The organism is Cetobacterium sp. 2G large, from assembly GCF_014250655.1.
Classification (GTDB): Bacteria; Fusobacteriota; Fusobacteriia; order Fusobacteriales; family Fusobacteriaceae; genus Cetobacterium_A; species Cetobacterium_A somerae.
Map to the genome: position 1 here is coordinate 1,317,761 of NZ_JACHTH010000005.1, position 17,679 is coordinate 1,335,439.

The 17,679-nt window shown below is 29.2% G+C and carries 14 protein-coding genes; all 14 read right to left on the reverse strand.

Annotated features, from left to right (window positions below):
• Nucleotides 1-3: 3 nt before the first annotated feature.
• The 14 genes from lptC to H5J23_RS09185 all read right to left on the reverse strand — a co-directional run bounded on the left by lptC (nt 4) and on the right by H5J23_RS09185 (nt 17,583).
• Nucleotides 4-2,760: an LPS export ABC transporter periplasmic protein LptC gene (lptC, locus tag H5J23_RS09120; RefSeq protein WP_185891835.1), complete on the reverse strand. Its 2,757-nt coding sequence runs from the start codon at nt 2,758-2,760 to the stop codon at nt 4-6.
• Between the two features lie 9 nt (nt 2,761-2,769).
• Complete coding sequence (mutS, locus tag H5J23_RS09125) at nt 2,770-5,394, reverse strand: DNA mismatch repair protein MutS (protein WP_040407384.1); 2,625 nt, start codon at nt 5,392-5,394, stop codon at nt 2,770-2,772.
• Nucleotides 5,395-5,408: 14 nt separating this feature from the next.
• Complete coding sequence (gene dusB / locus H5J23_RS09130; protein WP_023050965.1) at nt 5,409-6,347, reverse strand: tRNA dihydrouridine synthase DusB; 939 nt, start codon at nt 6,345-6,347, stop codon at nt 5,409-5,411.
• A gap of 157 nt (nt 6,348-6,504) precedes the next feature.
• Complete coding sequence (gene tsaD, locus H5J23_RS09135; RefSeq protein WP_023050966.1) at nt 6,505-7,515, reverse strand: tRNA (adenosine(37)-N6)-threonylcarbamoyltransferase complex transferase subunit TsaD; 1,011 nt, start codon at nt 7,513-7,515, stop codon at nt 6,505-6,507.
• A 103-nt stretch (nt 7,516-7,618) separates the two neighbouring features.
• The gene (gene pflA, locus H5J23_RS09140; RefSeq protein ID WP_023050967.1) at nt 7,619-8,344 is read right to left on the reverse strand and encodes a pyruvate formate-lyase-activating protein; all 726 of its coding nucleotides are present in this window, start codon (nt 8,342-8,344) and stop codon (nt 7,619-7,621) included.
• 26 nt (nt 8,345-8,370) lie between these two features.
• On the reverse strand, nt 8,371-10,611 hold the full coding sequence (gene pflB, locus H5J23_RS09145; protein ID WP_185891837.1) for a formate C-acetyltransferase: 2,241 nt from the start codon (nt 10,609-10,611) through the stop codon (nt 8,371-8,373).
• 183 nt (nt 10,612-10,794) lie between these two features.
• Nucleotides 10,795-11,520, reverse strand: coding sequence for a 1-acyl-sn-glycerol-3-phosphate acyltransferase (locus H5J23_RS09150; RefSeq protein WP_023050969.1), 726 nt, complete (start codon nt 11,518-11,520; stop codon nt 10,795-10,797).
• Nucleotides 11,514-12,074, reverse strand: a complete 561-nt coding sequence (locus H5J23_RS09155) for a regulatory protein RecX (protein WP_185891839.1) — start codon at nt 12,072-12,074, stop codon at nt 11,514-11,516. The genes H5J23_RS09150 and H5J23_RS09155 overlap by 7 nt, the downstream gene beginning before the upstream one ends.
• The gene (gene recA / locus H5J23_RS09160; protein ID WP_023050971.1) at nt 12,046-13,119 is read right to left on the reverse strand and encodes a recombinase RecA; all 1,074 of its coding nucleotides are present in this window, start codon (nt 13,117-13,119) and stop codon (nt 12,046-12,048) included. The genes H5J23_RS09155 and recA overlap by 29 nt, the downstream gene beginning before the upstream one ends.
• A gap of 6 nt (nt 13,120-13,125) precedes the next feature.
• Complete coding sequence (locus H5J23_RS09165) at nt 13,126-14,124, reverse strand: glycosyltransferase family 9 protein (RefSeq protein ID WP_023050972.1); 999 nt, start codon at nt 14,122-14,124, stop codon at nt 13,126-13,128.
• 1 nt (nt 14,125) lies between these two features.
• Complete coding sequence (locus tag H5J23_RS09170) at nt 14,126-14,797, reverse strand: lipopolysaccharide core heptose(II) kinase RfaY (protein ID WP_185891841.1); 672 nt, start codon at nt 14,795-14,797, stop codon at nt 14,126-14,128.
• The gene (waaF, locus tag H5J23_RS09175) at nt 14,797-15,810 is read right to left on the reverse strand and encodes a lipopolysaccharide heptosyltransferase II (protein ID WP_023050974.1); all 1,014 of its coding nucleotides are present in this window, start codon (nt 15,808-15,810) and stop codon (nt 14,797-14,799) included. Before waaF ends, H5J23_RS09170 begins: the two co-directional genes overlap by 1 nt.
• Nucleotides 15,811-15,812: 2 nt before the next feature.
• The gene (locus H5J23_RS09180; protein ID WP_023050975.1) at nt 15,813-16,838 is read right to left on the reverse strand and encodes a glycosyltransferase family 9 protein; all 1,026 of its coding nucleotides are present in this window, start codon (nt 16,836-16,838) and stop codon (nt 15,813-15,815) included.
• Nucleotides 16,795-17,583, reverse strand: a complete 789-nt coding sequence (locus H5J23_RS09185) for a glycosyltransferase family 2 protein (protein ID WP_185891843.1) — start codon at nt 17,581-17,583, stop codon at nt 16,795-16,797. The genes H5J23_RS09180 and H5J23_RS09185 overlap by 44 nt, the downstream gene beginning before the upstream one ends.
• Nucleotides 17,584-17,679 lie beyond the last annotated feature (96 nt).

Below are 17,679 nucleotides of genomic sequence, written 5' to 3' on the forward strand. Positions count from 1 at the left end.
TCCTTATTTTTTTAAGATTTTATTATATCCTGAATTTATTTGATTTGCATTTGTTACACTTTTCTTCTCATTTACTTTATAATCTACAAATACATTTCCTCTAGCTTTTACTTTATTAGTTTTTGTATTATAATCTGCTTCATCAGATGTTATTACAGATTCACCATCATCAACAACAACATTTCCTCTTAACTCAATTATATTATCTTTATTTTTTATTTTAGCTTTTGTTGATGTTGCATTTAAAGTTTTATCTTTATCTTTTCTAACAATAACTACTTTTCCCACTAAATCAACAATCTCTGTGTTTAGATTTCCTGTCATCATATTTGATGTAACTGTTGTTATTGTCCCATCTTTATCTTTTAATACTGCTTTGGTATTATCTTTTCCAAAAACTAATTTCTTTTCTGGTTGTATCTCTAAATAGTCTGAATAAAGCGTTGTTCCCTCTTTTTCAATCACTGCATTTTTTCTAATCTCAACTCTTTGAATTTGATTTTTACCTTGAGCATCTTTTTTAAAGTATGCTCTTACAAAATCTCCTTTAAAGTTTACAGGCACCCCATCTTGATAAATTCTTCCAGAAACATTTCCTATAAAATCTAAATTCATATTATCTAAAGTTCCATCTACACGATCTCCTTTAAACTCTTCATTCAATTTTGATTTTATTAATACATTATTACCTGTTAAGTGGCTTGTTTTTTTATCTAAAGTTCCACTACTACCAAATATATCATAATCATCATATTTTATTTCAAAAGCTTTTGGAGATTTTGCTATTTCTGTATTTTTATTGTACTCTAATTGATCTCCTTTTAAAGTCGTTTTTTCGTCTTTAATTTCTGCATTCTTTTCTAAAACAAAATTCCCTTGAGAAGTAAAGTACTTTATTATATCACTTTTTAATGTATTCTTCACATCTTTTCCATTAAATTTTTCACCAGCGAATACTTTTTTATCAGTTTCGTACACTCCGTTATACATTTTTCCAGAACTTTTTTTAACAGTGTCTTCAAATATAATCTCACCTGGTATGTATATTTTTTGATCTTTTATCTGATAATCTGCTGAATTAGCATTAGCTATTATATCTCCACTTTTTAAAACTAGCTTGTCTTTTACTTTTACAAACTCGTTTTCTTTAAATTCACCACTTGTTGTTATTATTTTAGTCTCACCTTTTTTATCAAAAGCTACTAAATCTTTCTCAACTAAACCTACTCCTGTTTTCTGATTGAAATCTAAGTTTACACCTTCAACAATATTATCTGTACTTACATACTTAAATTGACCAAAAGATTTGAATACCTCAGTTGTTAAATTATATTCTCCTTTTAATCCTTCAAAAGTATCCTTTTCCTTTTTTCTTTTTAAAATATATTTATCTGGTAAATACACAAACCCTTTTTTTCCTAAATAATCTATTTTTTGACTTTCAAAAATATAGTTATTATCTTCAAAGTAGGCATCTCCATCAACTAAATAACTATCCTCTTGTCTATCAAAATCAACTCTATTTCCTGAAGCATATTGATTTTCTACATTGTTTTTTATGCTTCCTTTTAATACATAGCCTTTACCCGTAATTTTATTGTAAAAGAAATTCTCTCCTTTACTATTATATTTTTCACTAAAATATGTATATCCATCTTTTAAATATAACTCACCAGTTTCTGTTAAATAGATTAGATTTTTTGTTAAAATTTTATTCTCTGGACTTGTATATTCTACATTTTTATCACTAATCAACTCTAATTCTTTTGTATCTGTTGCATATATTGCCATATCTGTTATAAGCTTTCCACCATTTTTATCACTACCTTGAACATTACCTTTTAAAACAAATTTTCTAGTTACTTTATTATATACTCCATCATCACCTTTAAAAGAGTATGTTCCATTAGTTCCTGATATTTTTCCATTAAAATTAATACTATCTCCACCATCTGAAGTAATACTTTCCATATCTATTTTATAACCATCAGCTAATACATAAACATTTTTGCTTATTTTAAAAGATTCTGTTTTGTCATTTAATATTAAATCATCTCCGTATAATTTAATACCATTATAATCTAACATAAACGAGTTCGAAGTAGTTAAAACATTTGTTTTAGTGTCATATTTTAAACCTTTAAAATTTCCACTTAATATTCCTGATCCACTTCCAAAATTTGACCCTGATAAAAATGAATTTCCCTCTATATTTATGACCTTATCTTTGTCATTATATTTTGCTTTTTCAGCTGATAGTGTCATATTTTTAGTTTTAAATTTTACATCTCCTGATAAAACTACATTTTCCATCTTAGTATCACTTTTAAAATTTTTCCCTGATACCTCAATCCCCTCAGCTTTATTAATTGCTGTAACACCTATTGTAGATTCTACCTCTCCGTTTTCTTTATTATACTTAGCTTCTTGGGTTTCAAACTCCCACCCATTTAAACTTTTCCCCAAAATGTTAGATTTTAACAATAAATTTTTCCCTGCATCTAAAAAAGCATTGTCTCCAGTTAAAACCATTCCATCAATTATAGCTTTTGCTTTTTCAAAAGTTGTTTCATTAGTTTTTAAAAAATCTTTTTGTTTATCAGCTTCAATATGATACCCATCAGTATCATAAATAGCTCCAGTAGTTTCCACTACCTCTTCTTTTTTTTCTATTTTCTTTTCATTACCGAAATAATTGAAATATCCTAAAACCAATACTGCCACTATAATAACTCTATAGGCTATTTTCCTTTTATTCATACCGCCCTCCTAGTTTAAAATACGTTTCAATTCATTTAACTTTAAAAAGGCATCAAGTGGTGTCATTTTATCCAGTTCAGCCTCTCTTAAAAGACGTAATACTATTTTTTCCTCATTTTCTAGCTGTATAATATTTTCTTCTTCTTTTTTTATAGGTTCCTCTTTTATTTCAGGTTCAAATTCTCCAAATAATATTAATTGTTCTTTTTTTACTTTTCTTTCTATTATCATTTTTCTAGTTTCTAAAACTCTTAGCATCTCTTTTGCTCTATCTAGAATTTCTCTTGGTAACCCTGCTAATCTTGCAACTTCTATTCCATAAGATTTATCGGCTCCACCTTTTACAATCTCTCTTAAAAATAGAATCTCTTTTTCATCCTCTTTAACTTCGATTCTGAAGTTTGCAGATTTATTTAACTTTGATTCTAGTTGAGTTAATTCATGGTAGTGTGTTGCAAAAATTGTTTTAGCTTGAATATTATCATGAATATACTCTGTTATTGCTGTTGCAATTGAGATTCCATCAAATGTCGATGTTCCTCTTCCTATTTCATCTAATATAATAAAGGAATTTTTAGTAGAACTATTTACTATATTAGCAACTTCACTCATCTCTAACATAAATGTTGATTGTCCTGTAACTAAATCGTCACTGGCTCCTATTCTTGTAAAAATTTTATCTACAATTCCTATTTTAGCATATTCTGCAGGAACATAACAACCCATATGTGCCATAATTAAAATTAATGCTACTTGCTTCATATATGTAGATTTTCCTGACATATTTGGTCCTGTTAAAATTATTAAGTTTTTATCATTATTTAAAACGATACTATTTTTAACAAAATTTTCTCTTCCTACTAATTGCTCTACAATAGGATGTCTTCCTCCTATTATTTCTATATCTCCCTCTGTTGTTATCTCAGGCTTTATGTAACTATTTTTTGTTGCTATATGTGCAAAATTTGTTACAACATCTAAATACGACAATTTATATGCTAATTCATGAAGTATAGTTCTAAAGTTTTTTATTTTCTCAGAAATCTCTTTAAAAAGATGATATTCTAGATTCTCTATTTTATCTTTAGCATTTAGAACTTTTTCTTCATAAATTTTTAAATCTTCAACAATATATCTCTCTGCATTAGCTAGAGTTTGCTTTCTTATATAATCTGCAGGAACTAAGTGGATATTAGCTTTAGTTACTTCTATAAAATATCCAAATACTTTATTATATTTTATTTTTAAACCTTTTATTCCTGTTCTTTCTCTTTCTCTATTTTCTATTTCTAAAATTGTATCTTTTCCATTATTTGATATATTATGTAGTTCATCTAACTCAGCGTTGTAACCATCTTTTATCATTCCACCTTCTCTAATAGAAAATGGAACTTCCTCTTTTATACTACTTTCTATTAAGTTATAAATTTCAACTAATTCATCTAAAGCTATCTCAAAAATAGGATTGCCCTTTAAAATTTTATATATCTCTAAGCTATTTAATATTGATTTTTTTAAAGCTACTAAATCTCTAGCATTTTCATTTCCTAAAACTAATTTTCCAATTATTCTTTCTATATCATATATATCTTTTAATTTTTCTCTTACTTCTTCTCTTAAAAGAACTCCTTTATAAAAAAATTCGATGTCTTTCTGTCTTTCAAGAATTATCTCTTTTGAAGTTGAAGGATTTTTTAAAAAATGCTTTAATAATCTACTACCCATAGAACTTCTACAACTGTCTAAAATCCATTGTAAAGTCCCTAGAACACCATTTTCTCTATTTGATGCTACAACATCTAAATTTCTTTGTGTCGTAAGATTCAATTCCATTATGTTTTCGCTTCCTGTATAAATTATCTTATCTACAGGAATTTCATTTCCTTTTTGCAGCTCTAATACATATTCTAAAACCATTGCAGCAGCCTCAATAGCTCCAACCTTATTATTCAAACCAAAACTATCTAAAGAGATAACTTTAAAATATTTTTTTAAAAACTCTTCACTTTTTTTTACTTTTAAATATGAACTAATATTTATTTTATTTAATTGAGCAAATTGTTTTAATTCCTTTTCTAAATCTGTATATGAATTTTCATCTATTAAAACTTCTCTGGGAGATATTTTATTTATCTCTCCTAGTATTTTATACACATAATCTTCTGTTTTCTTTTTCTCACTAGCTACAAATTCTCCAGTTGTTATATCTATATATGTTAGTCCTATCGTTTCTTTTTTTACAACAATTCCCATCAAATAATTATTACTTTTTTCATCTAAATATTCAGTATCTATTATTGTTCCAGGAGTTATTACTCTTACAACTTCTCTTTTTACAATACCTTTAGTTGCTTTTGGATCTTCTACTTGTTCACATATTGCTACTTTGTATCCTTTAGCTACAAGCTTACCTATATATCCAGCTGAAGAGTGATAGGGTATTCCAGCCAATGGAACTTCTATTCCTTTTTCTTTATTTCTACTTGTTAATGTTAATCCAAGTTCTCTAGAAGCTATAACTGCATCTTCAAAAAACATCTCATAAAAATCTCCTAACCTAAAAAATAGGATATTATCTTGATTTTCTTTTTTTATCTCTTTATATTGACTCATTAATGGTGTATCTACTGACAAAAAATCACGTCCCTTTATTTTAAATTTTCCTTAGCTCTTTCTAATAGTGCTATTAATTCGTCATAGCTTTCTATTTGATTTATCGCTCCCTTTAATGCTGCTCCATTTCTTATTCCTTTTAAATACCAACAAAGGTGTTTTCTAAGCTCAAATAAAAACTTTTTATTTGGATTATCTAATTTCCCTTGAAGCGCATGTCTGATTGCCATATCTAATCTCATCTCTGGAGTAACTTCCGTTATAACATCTCCTGTTTCAAACTTTTCTCTAATCTGCTGTATTAACCATGGATTTCCACATATTCCTCTAGCTAACATTATTCCATCAACTCCTGAATGCTTAACTCTTTCATAAGCATCTTCTGCTGTGAATATATCTCCATTTCCAATGACCTCTATATTAACACTTTCTTTCACTTCTTTTATAAGGTCCCAGTTTGCAGTTCCACTGTACATCTGCTCTCTTGTTCTCCCGTGAATTGTAATATGTTTACATCCAGCTTCTTCAGCTATTTTACCTACTAGTTTATGTTGCTTTAATCCTTTATAACCTACTCTAGTTTTTAAAGATAAATCTACATCTTCAGGTATAGCTTCTCTTATTTCACATAAAATTCTTTTTATTTGATCAGGATCCTCTAATAAGGCTGCACCATATCCATTTTTTATAATCTTATTTACTGGACACCCTGCATTTACATCTATATGCTTTACACCTAACTTTTCTGTTATATACTTTGCACTATAAACCATCTTTTCTACATCTTTACCAAAGATTTGAACAGCTTCACCATCTCTTATTCTTAAAATCTGATTTAAAGTCTTTTCATTTTCCATCTCTAACGCATTTATACTAACCATCTCTGTAAACATCAAATCTGGTTTATAATCATCTAAAATTCCTCTAAATGTATAATCTGTAACTCCTGCTAAAGGAGCAATATATATCTTCATTTTACCTCCAAAATTACACTTTACTATCTAAAAATTTTACCATATTTTCAAGAGTTTTTCAATGTCAAATACCTCGTAGACGGACTCATTGTAACTCTATTTTATTGCACTAAAATTATACCATAAAATTTAAAATACCCCAAAATTTGGGGTATTTTTAATCTTTCATTATATCTAATGTTGCTTTTCCATTTAATGTTAAATCTGCAAAAATTGGTTCTTTTCCATATTTTAATTTATAATATGCTGCTTCAGCTATCATTGCCGCATTATCAGTACAATAAGTCATAGATGGATAGTTCACCTTTATCCCTATCTTACTTGCTCTTAAACTCAATTCACTTCTTAATAAAGAGTTTGCTGCAACTCCACCTGCTATTACAATTTGTTTAACTCCTTTATCTTGAGCAGCCTTTAATGTTTTCTTACAAAGTATATCTACTACCTTCTCTTGGAATGAAGCTGATAAATCTTCAGGTTTAAACTCTTCTCCCTTCATTCTGGCTTTATTTACAGCGTTTATAACTGATGTTTTAATTCCTGAAAAACTAAAATCATATCCATCCACCTTAGGTTCTGGTATTTTCAAAGCCTCTTTATTACCCTTATAATAAAGCTTATCAACAATTGGTCCACCTGGATATCCAATCCCCATAACTCTTGCAACTTTATCATAACTTTCTCCAACTGCATCATCTAAAGTCGCTCCTAAATTTATAAAATTATGTTTTTCATCTATATATACTATATTTGTATGTCCACCTGATACCACTAGAGCTATACACGGTAATTCTATATTATGTTCAATAAAATTCCCGTAAATGTGAGCTTTTATATGATGAACTGGAATTAAAGGAATATCGTGTCCATATGCCAATCCTTTTGCAAAAGATATTCCCACAAGTAAGGCTCCTATTAATCCAGGTGCATATGTTACAGCTATGTAATCTACATCATCCATTGTTATTTTAGCTTCTTCTAAACTCTCTTCTAAAATTGTAGCTATATTTTTAATATGGTGTCTTGAAGCAATTTCAGGAACAACTCCTCCATATTCTTTATGTATATCTATTTGAGAAGAAATATTATTAGATAAAACTTCTTTCCCATCTTTTAAAACAGCTATCGATGTTTCATCGCAAGATGTTTCTATTCCTAATATAATCATTGATTTCTCCTTTTATACTTTTCTTTAATTATATCATATTTTTTATTAAAATATATAAAAAACTACCTTAGAACTTCTCTGTTCTAAGGTAGTCAAAACTTTACTATTTAACTGATAAACCTCTACTTTTAAATATATTCTTTGCATTTTCAAATCTCTCAGCCGAAAGCTGTTCAACTCCTTTTAAAGGATAATCCATTCCAATCTTTTGCCATTTATATTCACCTAAAGAGTGATATGGTAAAACTTCTACTTTTTCAAGATTATCAAAATCTTTTAGGTAATCAGCTAATTTCCCTAATAATTCATCATTATCAGTGATTCCAGGTACGACAACATGTCTTACCCACATTGGTTTCCCAATCTCCTTTAAATACTTTGCAAACTGAAGTGTTGGTTCTAATTCAACACCAGTTAACTCTTTATATTGTACTGGATCAATTGATTTTATATCTAGTAAAACAAGATCTGCGTACTCCAAAGCTTCTTTAACCTTATCATTAAATAAATACCCTGAAGTATCAATTGCTGTATGTATACCTTCTTGTTTACAAAGTCTCAATAGCTCCTTTACATATTCAGGTTGAGTTAACGGATCTCCACCGGTCACCGTTACTCCTCCTGTTTTAATAAAGTTTTTATATCTACAGATCTCTAAGAAAGTTTGTTCAGGAGTTTCCAAGAATTTTGCATCCTCTCTTTTCCAAGTATCACAATTATGACAGTATTTACATCTTAAAGGACATCCTTGAGTAAACACTACATATCTAATACCTGGTCCATCTACAGTTCCAAAACTCTCGTGTGAGTGAATAAATCCCTTTTTCATTTTCTTAGCACATCCTTTTTTAATTATTACATATTTCCGTTAATTGTTCTTGATATAACATCTAATTGTTGCTCTTTTGTTAATCTTACAAAGTTAACTGCGTATCCAGATACTCTGATTGTTAATTGAGGGTATTTCTCAGGGTTAGCCATTGCATCCTCTAATAACGCTCTATCAAATACGTTAACATTTAAGTGTTGTCCTCCATCAGCTGTGAAGTATCCATCCATTAATCCTACTAAGTTAGCTACTCTTTCTTCTCTAGTTTTTCCTAAAGCTCCTGGAGTTATAGCAAATGTGTAAGAAATTCCATCTTCTGCATGGTGGAATGGTAACTTAGCTACTGAAGCAAGTGCTGCTACTGCTCCTCTTGTATCTCTTCCGTTCATTGGGTTAGCTCCTGGAGAGAATGGAGTTCCTGCTGGTCTTCCACAAGGAGTAGTTCCTGTTTTCTTTCCATAAACTACGTTTGAAGTTATCGTTAAGATTGATTGTGTAGCTTTTGAATTTCTGTAAGTCTCATGAGTTCTGATGTAGTTCATGAATTTCTCCATTATTTCAACTGCTAACTTATCTGTATTATCATCGTTGTTTCCGAATGCTACGTATTCTCCTTCTCTTACGAAGTCAACAGCGATTCCTCTCTCGTCTCTGATTACTCTTACTTTTGCATCTCTAATAGCTGCTAATGAGTCAGCAACGATTGATAATCCTGCAATTCCTGATGCTTGAGTTCTTAAAACTTCTACATCATGAAGAGCCATTTCAAATGCCTCATAAGAATATTTATCGTGCATGTAGTGGATAACTTTTAGAGCATTAATATATACTCCTGCTAACCATTTTAATACTAAGTCATATTTTTCCATTACTTCATCAAAATCTAAGTACTCAGAAGTGATTCCTTCGAATTTAGGTGCTACTTGTGCTCCTGACTTCTCATCTCTTCCACCGTTGATAGCGTATAATAAAGCTTTTGGTAAGTTTACTCTAGCTCCGAAGAATTGCATTTGCTTTCCTATTTTCATTGGAGAAACACAACATGCGATTCCATAGTCGTCTCCTAGCTCAGGTCTCATTAAATCATCATTTTCGTATTGGATTGCTGATGTATCTATTGAAACTTTAGCACAGAAACTTTTCCAGTTTGCTGGAGATTTTTGTGACCATAATACTGTTAAGTTTGGCTCTGGAGCTGGTCCTAAGTTGTAAAGAGTATTTAAATATCTGAACGCTGTTTTAGAAACTAAAGTTCTTCCATCTACTCCTTCTCCTCCTAAAGCTTCAGTTACCCAAGTTGGATCTCCTGAGAATAAATCATTGTACTCTGGAGTTCTTAAGAATCTGATAATTCTTAATTTTATGATAAATTGGTCGATTAAATCTTGAGCTTCGCTCTCTGTAATTAATCCTTTTGCTAAATCTTTCTCAATATAGATATCTAAGAATGTTGCAGTTCTTCCAACTGACATTGCTGCTCCATCTTGATCCTTTGTAGCTGCTAAGTATGCAAAGTATACCCATTGTACAGCTTCTTTTGCGTTTGTAGCTGGCTTAGTTACGTCAAATCCGTAAGAAGCACACATTTTAACAAATGCTTTTAACGCGTTAATTTGCTCTGTTATTTCTTCTCTTTTTCTGATGATTTCTTCAGTTAATTCTGGAGCTTCAGCTTTCTTTAATTCGAATTTTCTCTCTTCGATTAATCTATCTACTCCGTATAGAGCTACTCTTCTGTAGTCTCCGATTATTCTTCCTCTTCCGTAAGCATCTGGTAATCCAGTTACGATTCCTGATTTTCTTACAGCTTTCATATCATCTGTATATGCTGAGAAAACTCCTTCGTTGTGAGTTTTTCTGTATTTTGTAAAAATCTCTTTTGTTATTGGATCAATTTCATATCCATATGCATTTAAAGAGTTCTCAACCATTCTTAATCCACCTTTTGGATAGATTCCTCTCTTTAATGGTGCATCTGTTTGTAGTCCTACGATTGACTCGTTATCCTTTGAAATGTATCCAGGTCCATAAGTAGTTATTGATTGAGGAGTTCTAGTTTCTGCATCATAAACACCTCTTGCAATCTCTTCTTTGAACATTTCTGTTAACTTTGACCAAACAGCTTTTGTATTTTCAGTAGCTCCAACTAAGAATGACTCATCCCCAGTGTATGGTGTGTAGTTGTTCTGAATGAAATCTCTAACATTGATTTCTTTCTTCCATAAGTTTCCTTTGAAATCTGACCAGTAAGATTGTAAGTTTTCCATCTTTTTCCTCCTGAGTGGATTATAAATAATATATATTCCAATTATATTTTTCGTTTAAGCCCTGTTAAGCTCAACTTAATTTTCAAGGAGATTATAGCACAAATAATAATTAGTGTCAAACTTTTCCCAAGTTTTTAACGATTAATTTTATACTTATTTAGTGGTTATTTTTTAATTTTTTTTCTACTCTATCTCTTTAACTACCAATTCTCGAACAATCTCACTAATGTTTTTGCTATTTTCTTGGTTTATTTTTCTCAAATCTATCGGTTTTCCTACAGTTAATCTAACTTTTCTATTTGGCTTCATTAAAATACTTTTTCTATTTTGAACAAAAAAGGTTCCATCTATTGTTAACGGTAAAATAATTCCATTAGTTTCTGTAGCTAATTTGAAGCTTCCTTTTTTGAAATTTCCTACTTCTCCTGTTAAAGTTCTTTCTCCTTCTGGAAATATTACAGTTGGATACCCTTGCTTTACTATTTCCACTGCTTTTCTTATGCTTTTTATTCCCTCTCTTGGATTTGATCTATCTAAAAATATACAATTACTCATTTTCATCCACATTGAATAAAAAGGCCAGTTTTCCATCTCTTTTTTAGCAACAAAGCCTACGGGAATACTTAAAGCTGTAACTATAACAGGTATATCTAAATTACTTGAATGATTTGCTACTACTACTATTCCATCATCTAACTTCATTTTTTTGTATGCTGCCTCATCTAGATATACTACTTCTAAATTTATTTTAGCTGCCTTTACTATTCTTTCAGAAAGTTTCTTCAACTCTTTTCTTGCAGCAAATGGAGCTTTATCTTTAGACATCTTTTTTATCTTACTAGCTTTAAATAACGTTAAATACATAAAATTTAGTAGTGCTACTAATGTAACTTTTAATAATGTTAACATTCTTCCTCCCTTTTTTTGATTATAACTCTTTTTATATCGCCATATGAAAACCCTTTTCTCATAAGAGAGGCTATTTTTTTTTGCTCCTCTTTTTCTCCTAGTTTATCCCAAGCTCTAGATAATTCTTCTAACTCATCCTCTTCTTCATAAAAACTTAGTGCTTCTTCTATAACTTCAGAAGTTATTCCTTTTAATTTCAAATCATATATTATTTTTTTCTTACCACATTTTTTAGTCTTTACATATGATATAGCAAATTCTTTATCATCAATATAACCAGCTTCTTCTAATCTTTTTATAACTTTTACTATTGGATTTTTTTCCCAATATTTTTGTAATAATTTATTATATATCTCTTTTTTAGTATAATCTCTTTTAGCTAAATAATAATATGAAGTAGAGAGAGCAGCTAACTCTAACACTTGTAAGTATTCCTCGTGAGATAGCTCCTCTCTCCTTTTTAAATCATATTTGTTTACTATTTCGTTATTTAGACCTATACTCAATCCATTTTCAAAGAGATACTTATTCTTCAGTAATCTCTTCAGCTTCAACTTCTTCTCCCTCTGATGTATGTAGTACTATTGTATTTTTTTCTAGAAGTTGGTTTATTTTCTCTTCAATTGCTGCTAATAATTCTGGCTCAGTTTCTAATCTAGCCTTTACATTTTCTTTTCCTTGACCTAGTCTAATATCACCAAAGCTGAACCAAGCTCCAGATTTTGCAACTATATCATTATCTAAGGCCATATCTAAAATTTCTCCTACTCTAGAAATCCCCTTACCATACATAATTTGGAATTTAGCTTCTTTAAATGGAGGAGCTACCTTATTTTTTGTAACTTTTACTACTGTTTCATTACCTATAACTTCTTCACCTTGTTTTACACTTCCAACTCTTTTAACTTCCATTCTTACTGAAGAATAGAATTTAAGAGCTTTTCCACCTGTTGTAGTTGTCTGAGGTCCAAAACTAAATCCACCAATTTTATCTCTAACTTGGTTTATAAATATCATTGTTGTTTTTGATTTATTTATAGAACCTGTTAATTTTCTTAAAGCTTTTGACATTAATCTAGCTTGAAGTCCCATTTGTTGGTCTGACATCTCTCCATCAATCTCTGCCTTTGGAACTAAAGCTGCTACAGAGTCAACAACTATAACATCAATTGCTCCTGATCTAACTAACATATCTGCAATCTCTAACGCTTGCTCTCCAAAATCTGGCTGTGAAATTAATAACTCTTCTACGTCTACACCTAAAGCTTTTGCATATACTGGGTCTAGAGCATGTTCAGCATCTATAAATGCAGCTACTCCTCCCATTTTTTGTGCTTGAGCTACTATATGTAATGCTATTGTTGTTTTTCCTGAACTCTCTGCACCATATACTTCTATAATTCTTCCTCTAGGAACTCCTCCTAAACCAAGAGCTAAATCTAAATTTATACTTCCTGTTGGAATAACTTCAATATTCATACCTTGATTTTCTCCAAGTTTCATTATTGATCCTTCTCCAAAATCTTTTCTTATCTGTTTTAATGCTGTTTCTAAAGCTTTTGACTTATCTGTTGTTGTATCTACTGATTTTTTTGCCATATTCAATTACCTCCCATTTTTTTCTATTGCTTCCATAACCATTTCTGCATTTAATTTTTTCATACAATTAAAATGTTTCTGTGGGCACACTTTATCTCCATGTAAACTGCACGGTGAACAGGGTTCATTTAAATAGATTAATACATTTTTTCCATCATACTCAAACATACCTGGGCTAGTTGGACCAAATATAACAAAAGTTGGGCATTTTACCCCTCTTGCTATATGAAATGGTCCAGAATCATTTGTAACTAAAAACCTAGCTTTAGAAAGTAGTGCTCCACTCTCTTTTAAAGTTAATTTTCCAGCTAAATTTATAGCAAACCCATCTGCAAGATTTTTAATCTCCTCACACATTTCATACTCATTACTTGACCCTATTATAATTGGTTTCTTCCCATATTTATTATAAAGGAGTTTTGACAATTGTGCAAACCCTTCTTTAGTCCATTTTTTAGTTTCCTTTGAAGCTCCTGGGGCTATCATTGGAACATTGTCATATTCTATACAAAGTGTTTCCAATTTTTCTAAATCTTTTTTTTCAAAACTAAAAGTTAAATCCTCACCATTGTACTCTAACCCTAGAACTTTAAAAGCACCAAAATAATTTTTAATAATTGTATCATCCACTTTATATTTTATTGCCTTGGTTTTAACTAAAATACTTTTTAATAAACTTCTTTTTTTATACGTATATGTTTTACTTCCAATTGTATTACTTATAACTTTTGATCTCACTTTAGCATGCAAATCAAATACATAATCATAATTATTTAATTTTAATTTTTTTCCAAATGCTATCATATTTTTTAAACCATCGTGCCTTTTTTTGTTAAATAAAATTAAATTATCTATATAAGGACATCCTGATATTGCATCTTTAAAATTTTCCATAACTAAAAAATCTATAATTATATCTGGATACTTTTTTTTCAGTTCCTTTAAAACAGGAGTAGTCAATATTACATCTCCTATAGAACTAAGTCTTATTATTAAAACTCTCAATTTATCTTTCCTTTCCTCGAATTGCTTTTTTCACTCTTCCAATCCAATGCAGGTAACTATTTAAACTTTTTGCCAATTTATAACTTAGAGTATTTTTATCATAAATATCAATCTCTTTATGACAACTTTCTTCTAAATATATAAATTCGTATGCCTCCCCTGCTTTTCCATATTTATTTTTCATTAATTTTGCATCTATTAAATAAATTTCATTATTTTCTACTATAAAATTACTTAATTGAGAATCTCCATGTAAATAACCTTTAGCATGTATTTTTCTCAATTCTTTTTCCACTAGTTTTAAATTTTTTTGAGTTGCTGGTTTTCCAGATAAATACGAACTCACTAAAAATGAATCAACACATATTCCAAAAATTTTCCTCTCCCAATACATTATAGGAATAGGTCCTTTAAAACCATTCTCTTTTATTTTTAAATAATTTTCATATTCTCGTTTACTTTCACTTCCCCTAATTAGGGAAGTTATTCTTTGCCATATACGATTATTCTTTTCTTTAGGAATTTTATAAACATATTTATTTCCATCAATATCAATTAATATAACCTTACTTCTATCGTCATTTTTTAAATCTTTAATAACTTTAAATTCTTCTCTCTTAATTTTATTAACTAAATTAAAATCCGCTTCGCTATTACATAATATTTTTTCCATTACACCCTCTTCAAAATTTGTAGAATTTTTTCATAGACTTGTTTTGGTTTTATATCTAACATACATTTAAAATGACCTTTTGGACACTTATCTCCTCCGTGTATTGCACACGGTCTACAAGAAAGATTTTCAATTTCTAAAACTTCACTATTTTTACTCCATGGAAAAAATCCAAACTCTTTCACAGTTGGGCCAAAAATTGCAAGAATTGAGGTTTTCTTAAAAGCTGACGCTATATGTATCGGTGATGAATCATTTGTTAAAACTACTTTAACTCTTTTTAAAACCTCTGCTAATTCTAACAATGTTGTTTTTCCTCTTAAATCTAAAACACCTTGTTGAATATTTACATTTAAATACAACTCATCTTTACCACCAATAACAATAACTTTCTTACCATTTTCTACTAGCAAATCAATTACTTCATTAAAATATTCTAAAGGCCACTTTTTTGTAAACCACTTACTTCCAGGAGCTACTGCTATAATCTCTTGATTGTTAAAATTATTTTCATTCCAAATCTTGTCAACTGCATCAATATCTTTTTTATTTGGATATAATTCTATTGGATATTTTTCTCTTGAATTAGATGGAACCTCTCCTATAAATGACAATAATTTATCCACTTCATGTTTACTCTTATCATAACTTATTTTATCAGTGAATAAGCAAGATCCACTTGCTATATCGTAACCAACTCTCTTAGGAGATCTTGTCAACCACGCTAAAATAGAACTTCTTAAATATCTATGAGGTGTTAAGACCATGTTGAAATTTTCATATCTCAATCTTCTTCCTAAAGCCAATAGCCCTTTAACTCCTGAATGGCTTCCTCTTTTATCATATTCTATTATCTCAGTTACATTTGGATTATTTCTCAAAATAGTGGCACCAATAGGAGTAGTTACATAAGTAATTTTTGCTTCTGGGTATACCTCTTTTATTCTTTTTAATAACGGTGTTGATAAAACAATATCTCCTATAAAAGCTGTATGTATTACTAATATTTTCACGCTTATCTCTCCAATCTATCTATTATTGCCTGAACTATTTTCTCTTTAATATTTTCATTATAAGAATCAAAATCTTTATGCTTATAATTTTCTTTTGTATTTTCATCTGGTATTATATATGTAACATCTTCATTACCAAAAATACCCCACCTCATAGGACTTTGAGTTGCTTTTTTAGGATATAAAGCTACTATACTTTTTTGTAAAGAACCTGCTATATGAGTTGGTCCTGTTGAACCTCCAAAATAAACTTTAGCTCTATTTATAACTGCTCCTATATTTAAAAGTTCTCCTCCATTTGCAAATAGGTATACTCTGTCTCTTCCTATTTTTTCTAAAAGCTTTAATCCTCTTTCTTCATCCGAAATATGTGCTGTTACAATTACATCAATATTTTTTTCTCTATCTATAACTTCTCTTAAAATATCTGCATACTGATCATCTGTTATATTTTTTGCAGAACCACCCATAAACGGATTTACAACTAACACTTTATCTCCAATACTATTATCTTTGAAAAATTTTTCAGCAGCTTCTAAATTACTTTTATCTAGAAAAATCTGAGTATTTATTTCAAATCTATCTTCAAAAAGTTTTTTATCAAGTTTTTTTATTAAATCTAAATTGTATTCTGCTTCATGTTTTATTGATTTAGATCTTTTTTGTAAAACACCTTTATTAAAAGTAAAAAAAGATTTTATTTTTGATAAAGGTCCTATTTTTATTTTAGCTTTACTTGCTTTTGCTAATTCCATTACAAAATTATCAACATATAAAGCTATAAAAACATCGGCATTAAAATATTTTATTTTTTCTAAAAGTTCTTTTTGTCTGTATCTATCTATTTGAACAACTCTATTTATATATGGCAAATTTTTTACTATATTGTAGTTATAATTTCTCACTAATAAGGTTATTTCAGCTTCAGGATACATTTTTCTAATCATAAAAAAACTAGGAATTGATAGAATTAAGTCACCTATTTTATCCGTTCTTGCTATTATTATTCTTTTGTAAGTATGAGCCATTCTTATACATCTCCCTCAGTTTAAAATATTTTATCATAGAATACATCGAACTTGTTGATGCTATGACAAAGCCTTCAATACCATCTAAAAATCCTAATCTAAAAATATACATTTTCAAAAATTTATATATTGGATTTACTACTATATCTAATATACTCACTTTTTTATTTTTTTTATAATAGTCCTTTGCACCTTCTGTTGTATATCTATTAAATCTATTAAAATAATCTTCCATAGTTAAATATGAATGATGATATATATTTTCTTTTATTTTAAAGATCTCTTTATTTGCTTTAAATTCTTCGTGAACTATATTATCATTAAATTTTCCAGAACCTTTTTTAAATAATCTTATTGCATAAGATGTTCCCCATCCTCCATGCTTTATTTGTTTTCCAAAGCAAACTGATAACCTATTTATTTTAAAAATCTCTTTTTTATTGTTAATATCTGATGTTATTTCTATTATCTTTTTTTTTAACTCTTTTGATATCTCTTCATCTGCATCTATATTTAAAATCCAGTCATTTTTACACTTCTCTATAGCTAAATTTCTTTGTGGTCCATAGCCCTTCCAAGATTCTATATAGAACTTTGCACCAAACTCTTCTGCTATACTCTTTGTAGCATCTGTTGATCCACTGTCTACAATAACTATTTCATCCGCCAATCCTTTAACTGATTCTAAAGTTTTTCTCAATATTTTTTCTTCATTAAAGGTTATCATTGCAACAGATATCTTCATTTTTTCACCCTTTCTTTTTTACTACTTACTCTTAATTATACCAAATAATATGTTAATTTACAAAAAAGTTTTGTAATAAAAAAAGAGATAAGGTAC

Excerpts from the sequence above, each read along its gene's own strand:
- lptC (WP_185891835.1), bottom strand. The coding sequence starts at position 2,760 with ATGAATAAAAGGAAAATAGCCTATAGAGTTATTATAGTGGCAGTATTG.
- dusB (WP_023050965.1), bottom strand. The coding sequence starts at position 6,347 with ATGAAGATATATATTGCTCCTTTAGCAGGAGTTACAGATTATACATTT.
- tsaD (WP_023050966.1), bottom strand. The coding sequence starts at position 7,515 with ATGATTATATTAGGAATAGAAACATCTTGCGATGAAACATCGATAGCT.
- pflA (WP_023050967.1), bottom strand. The coding sequence starts at position 8,344 with ATGAAAAAGGGATTTATTCACTCACACGAGAGTTTTGGAACTGTAGAT.
- pflB (WP_185891837.1), bottom strand. The coding sequence starts at position 10,611 with ATGGAAAACTTACAATCTTACTGGTCAGATTTCAAAGGAAACTTATGG.
- H5J23_RS09150 (WP_023050969.1), bottom strand. The coding sequence starts at position 11,520 with ATGTTAACATTATTAAAAGTTACATTAGTAGCACTACTAAATTTTATG.
- recA (WP_023050971.1), bottom strand. The coding sequence starts at position 13,119 with ATGGCAAAAAAATCAGTAGATACAACAACAGATAAGTCAAAAGCTTTA.
- H5J23_RS09170 (WP_185891841.1), bottom strand. The coding sequence starts at position 14,797 with ATGGAAAAAATATTATGTAATAGCGAAGCGGATTTTAATTTAGTTAAT.
- H5J23_RS09180 (WP_023050975.1), bottom strand. The coding sequence starts at position 16,838 with ATGGCTCATACTTACAAAAGAATAATAATAGCAAGAACGGATAAAATA.
- H5J23_RS09185 (WP_185891843.1), bottom strand. The coding sequence starts at position 17,583 with ATGAAGATATCTGTTGCAATGATAACCTTTAATGAAGAAAAAATATTG.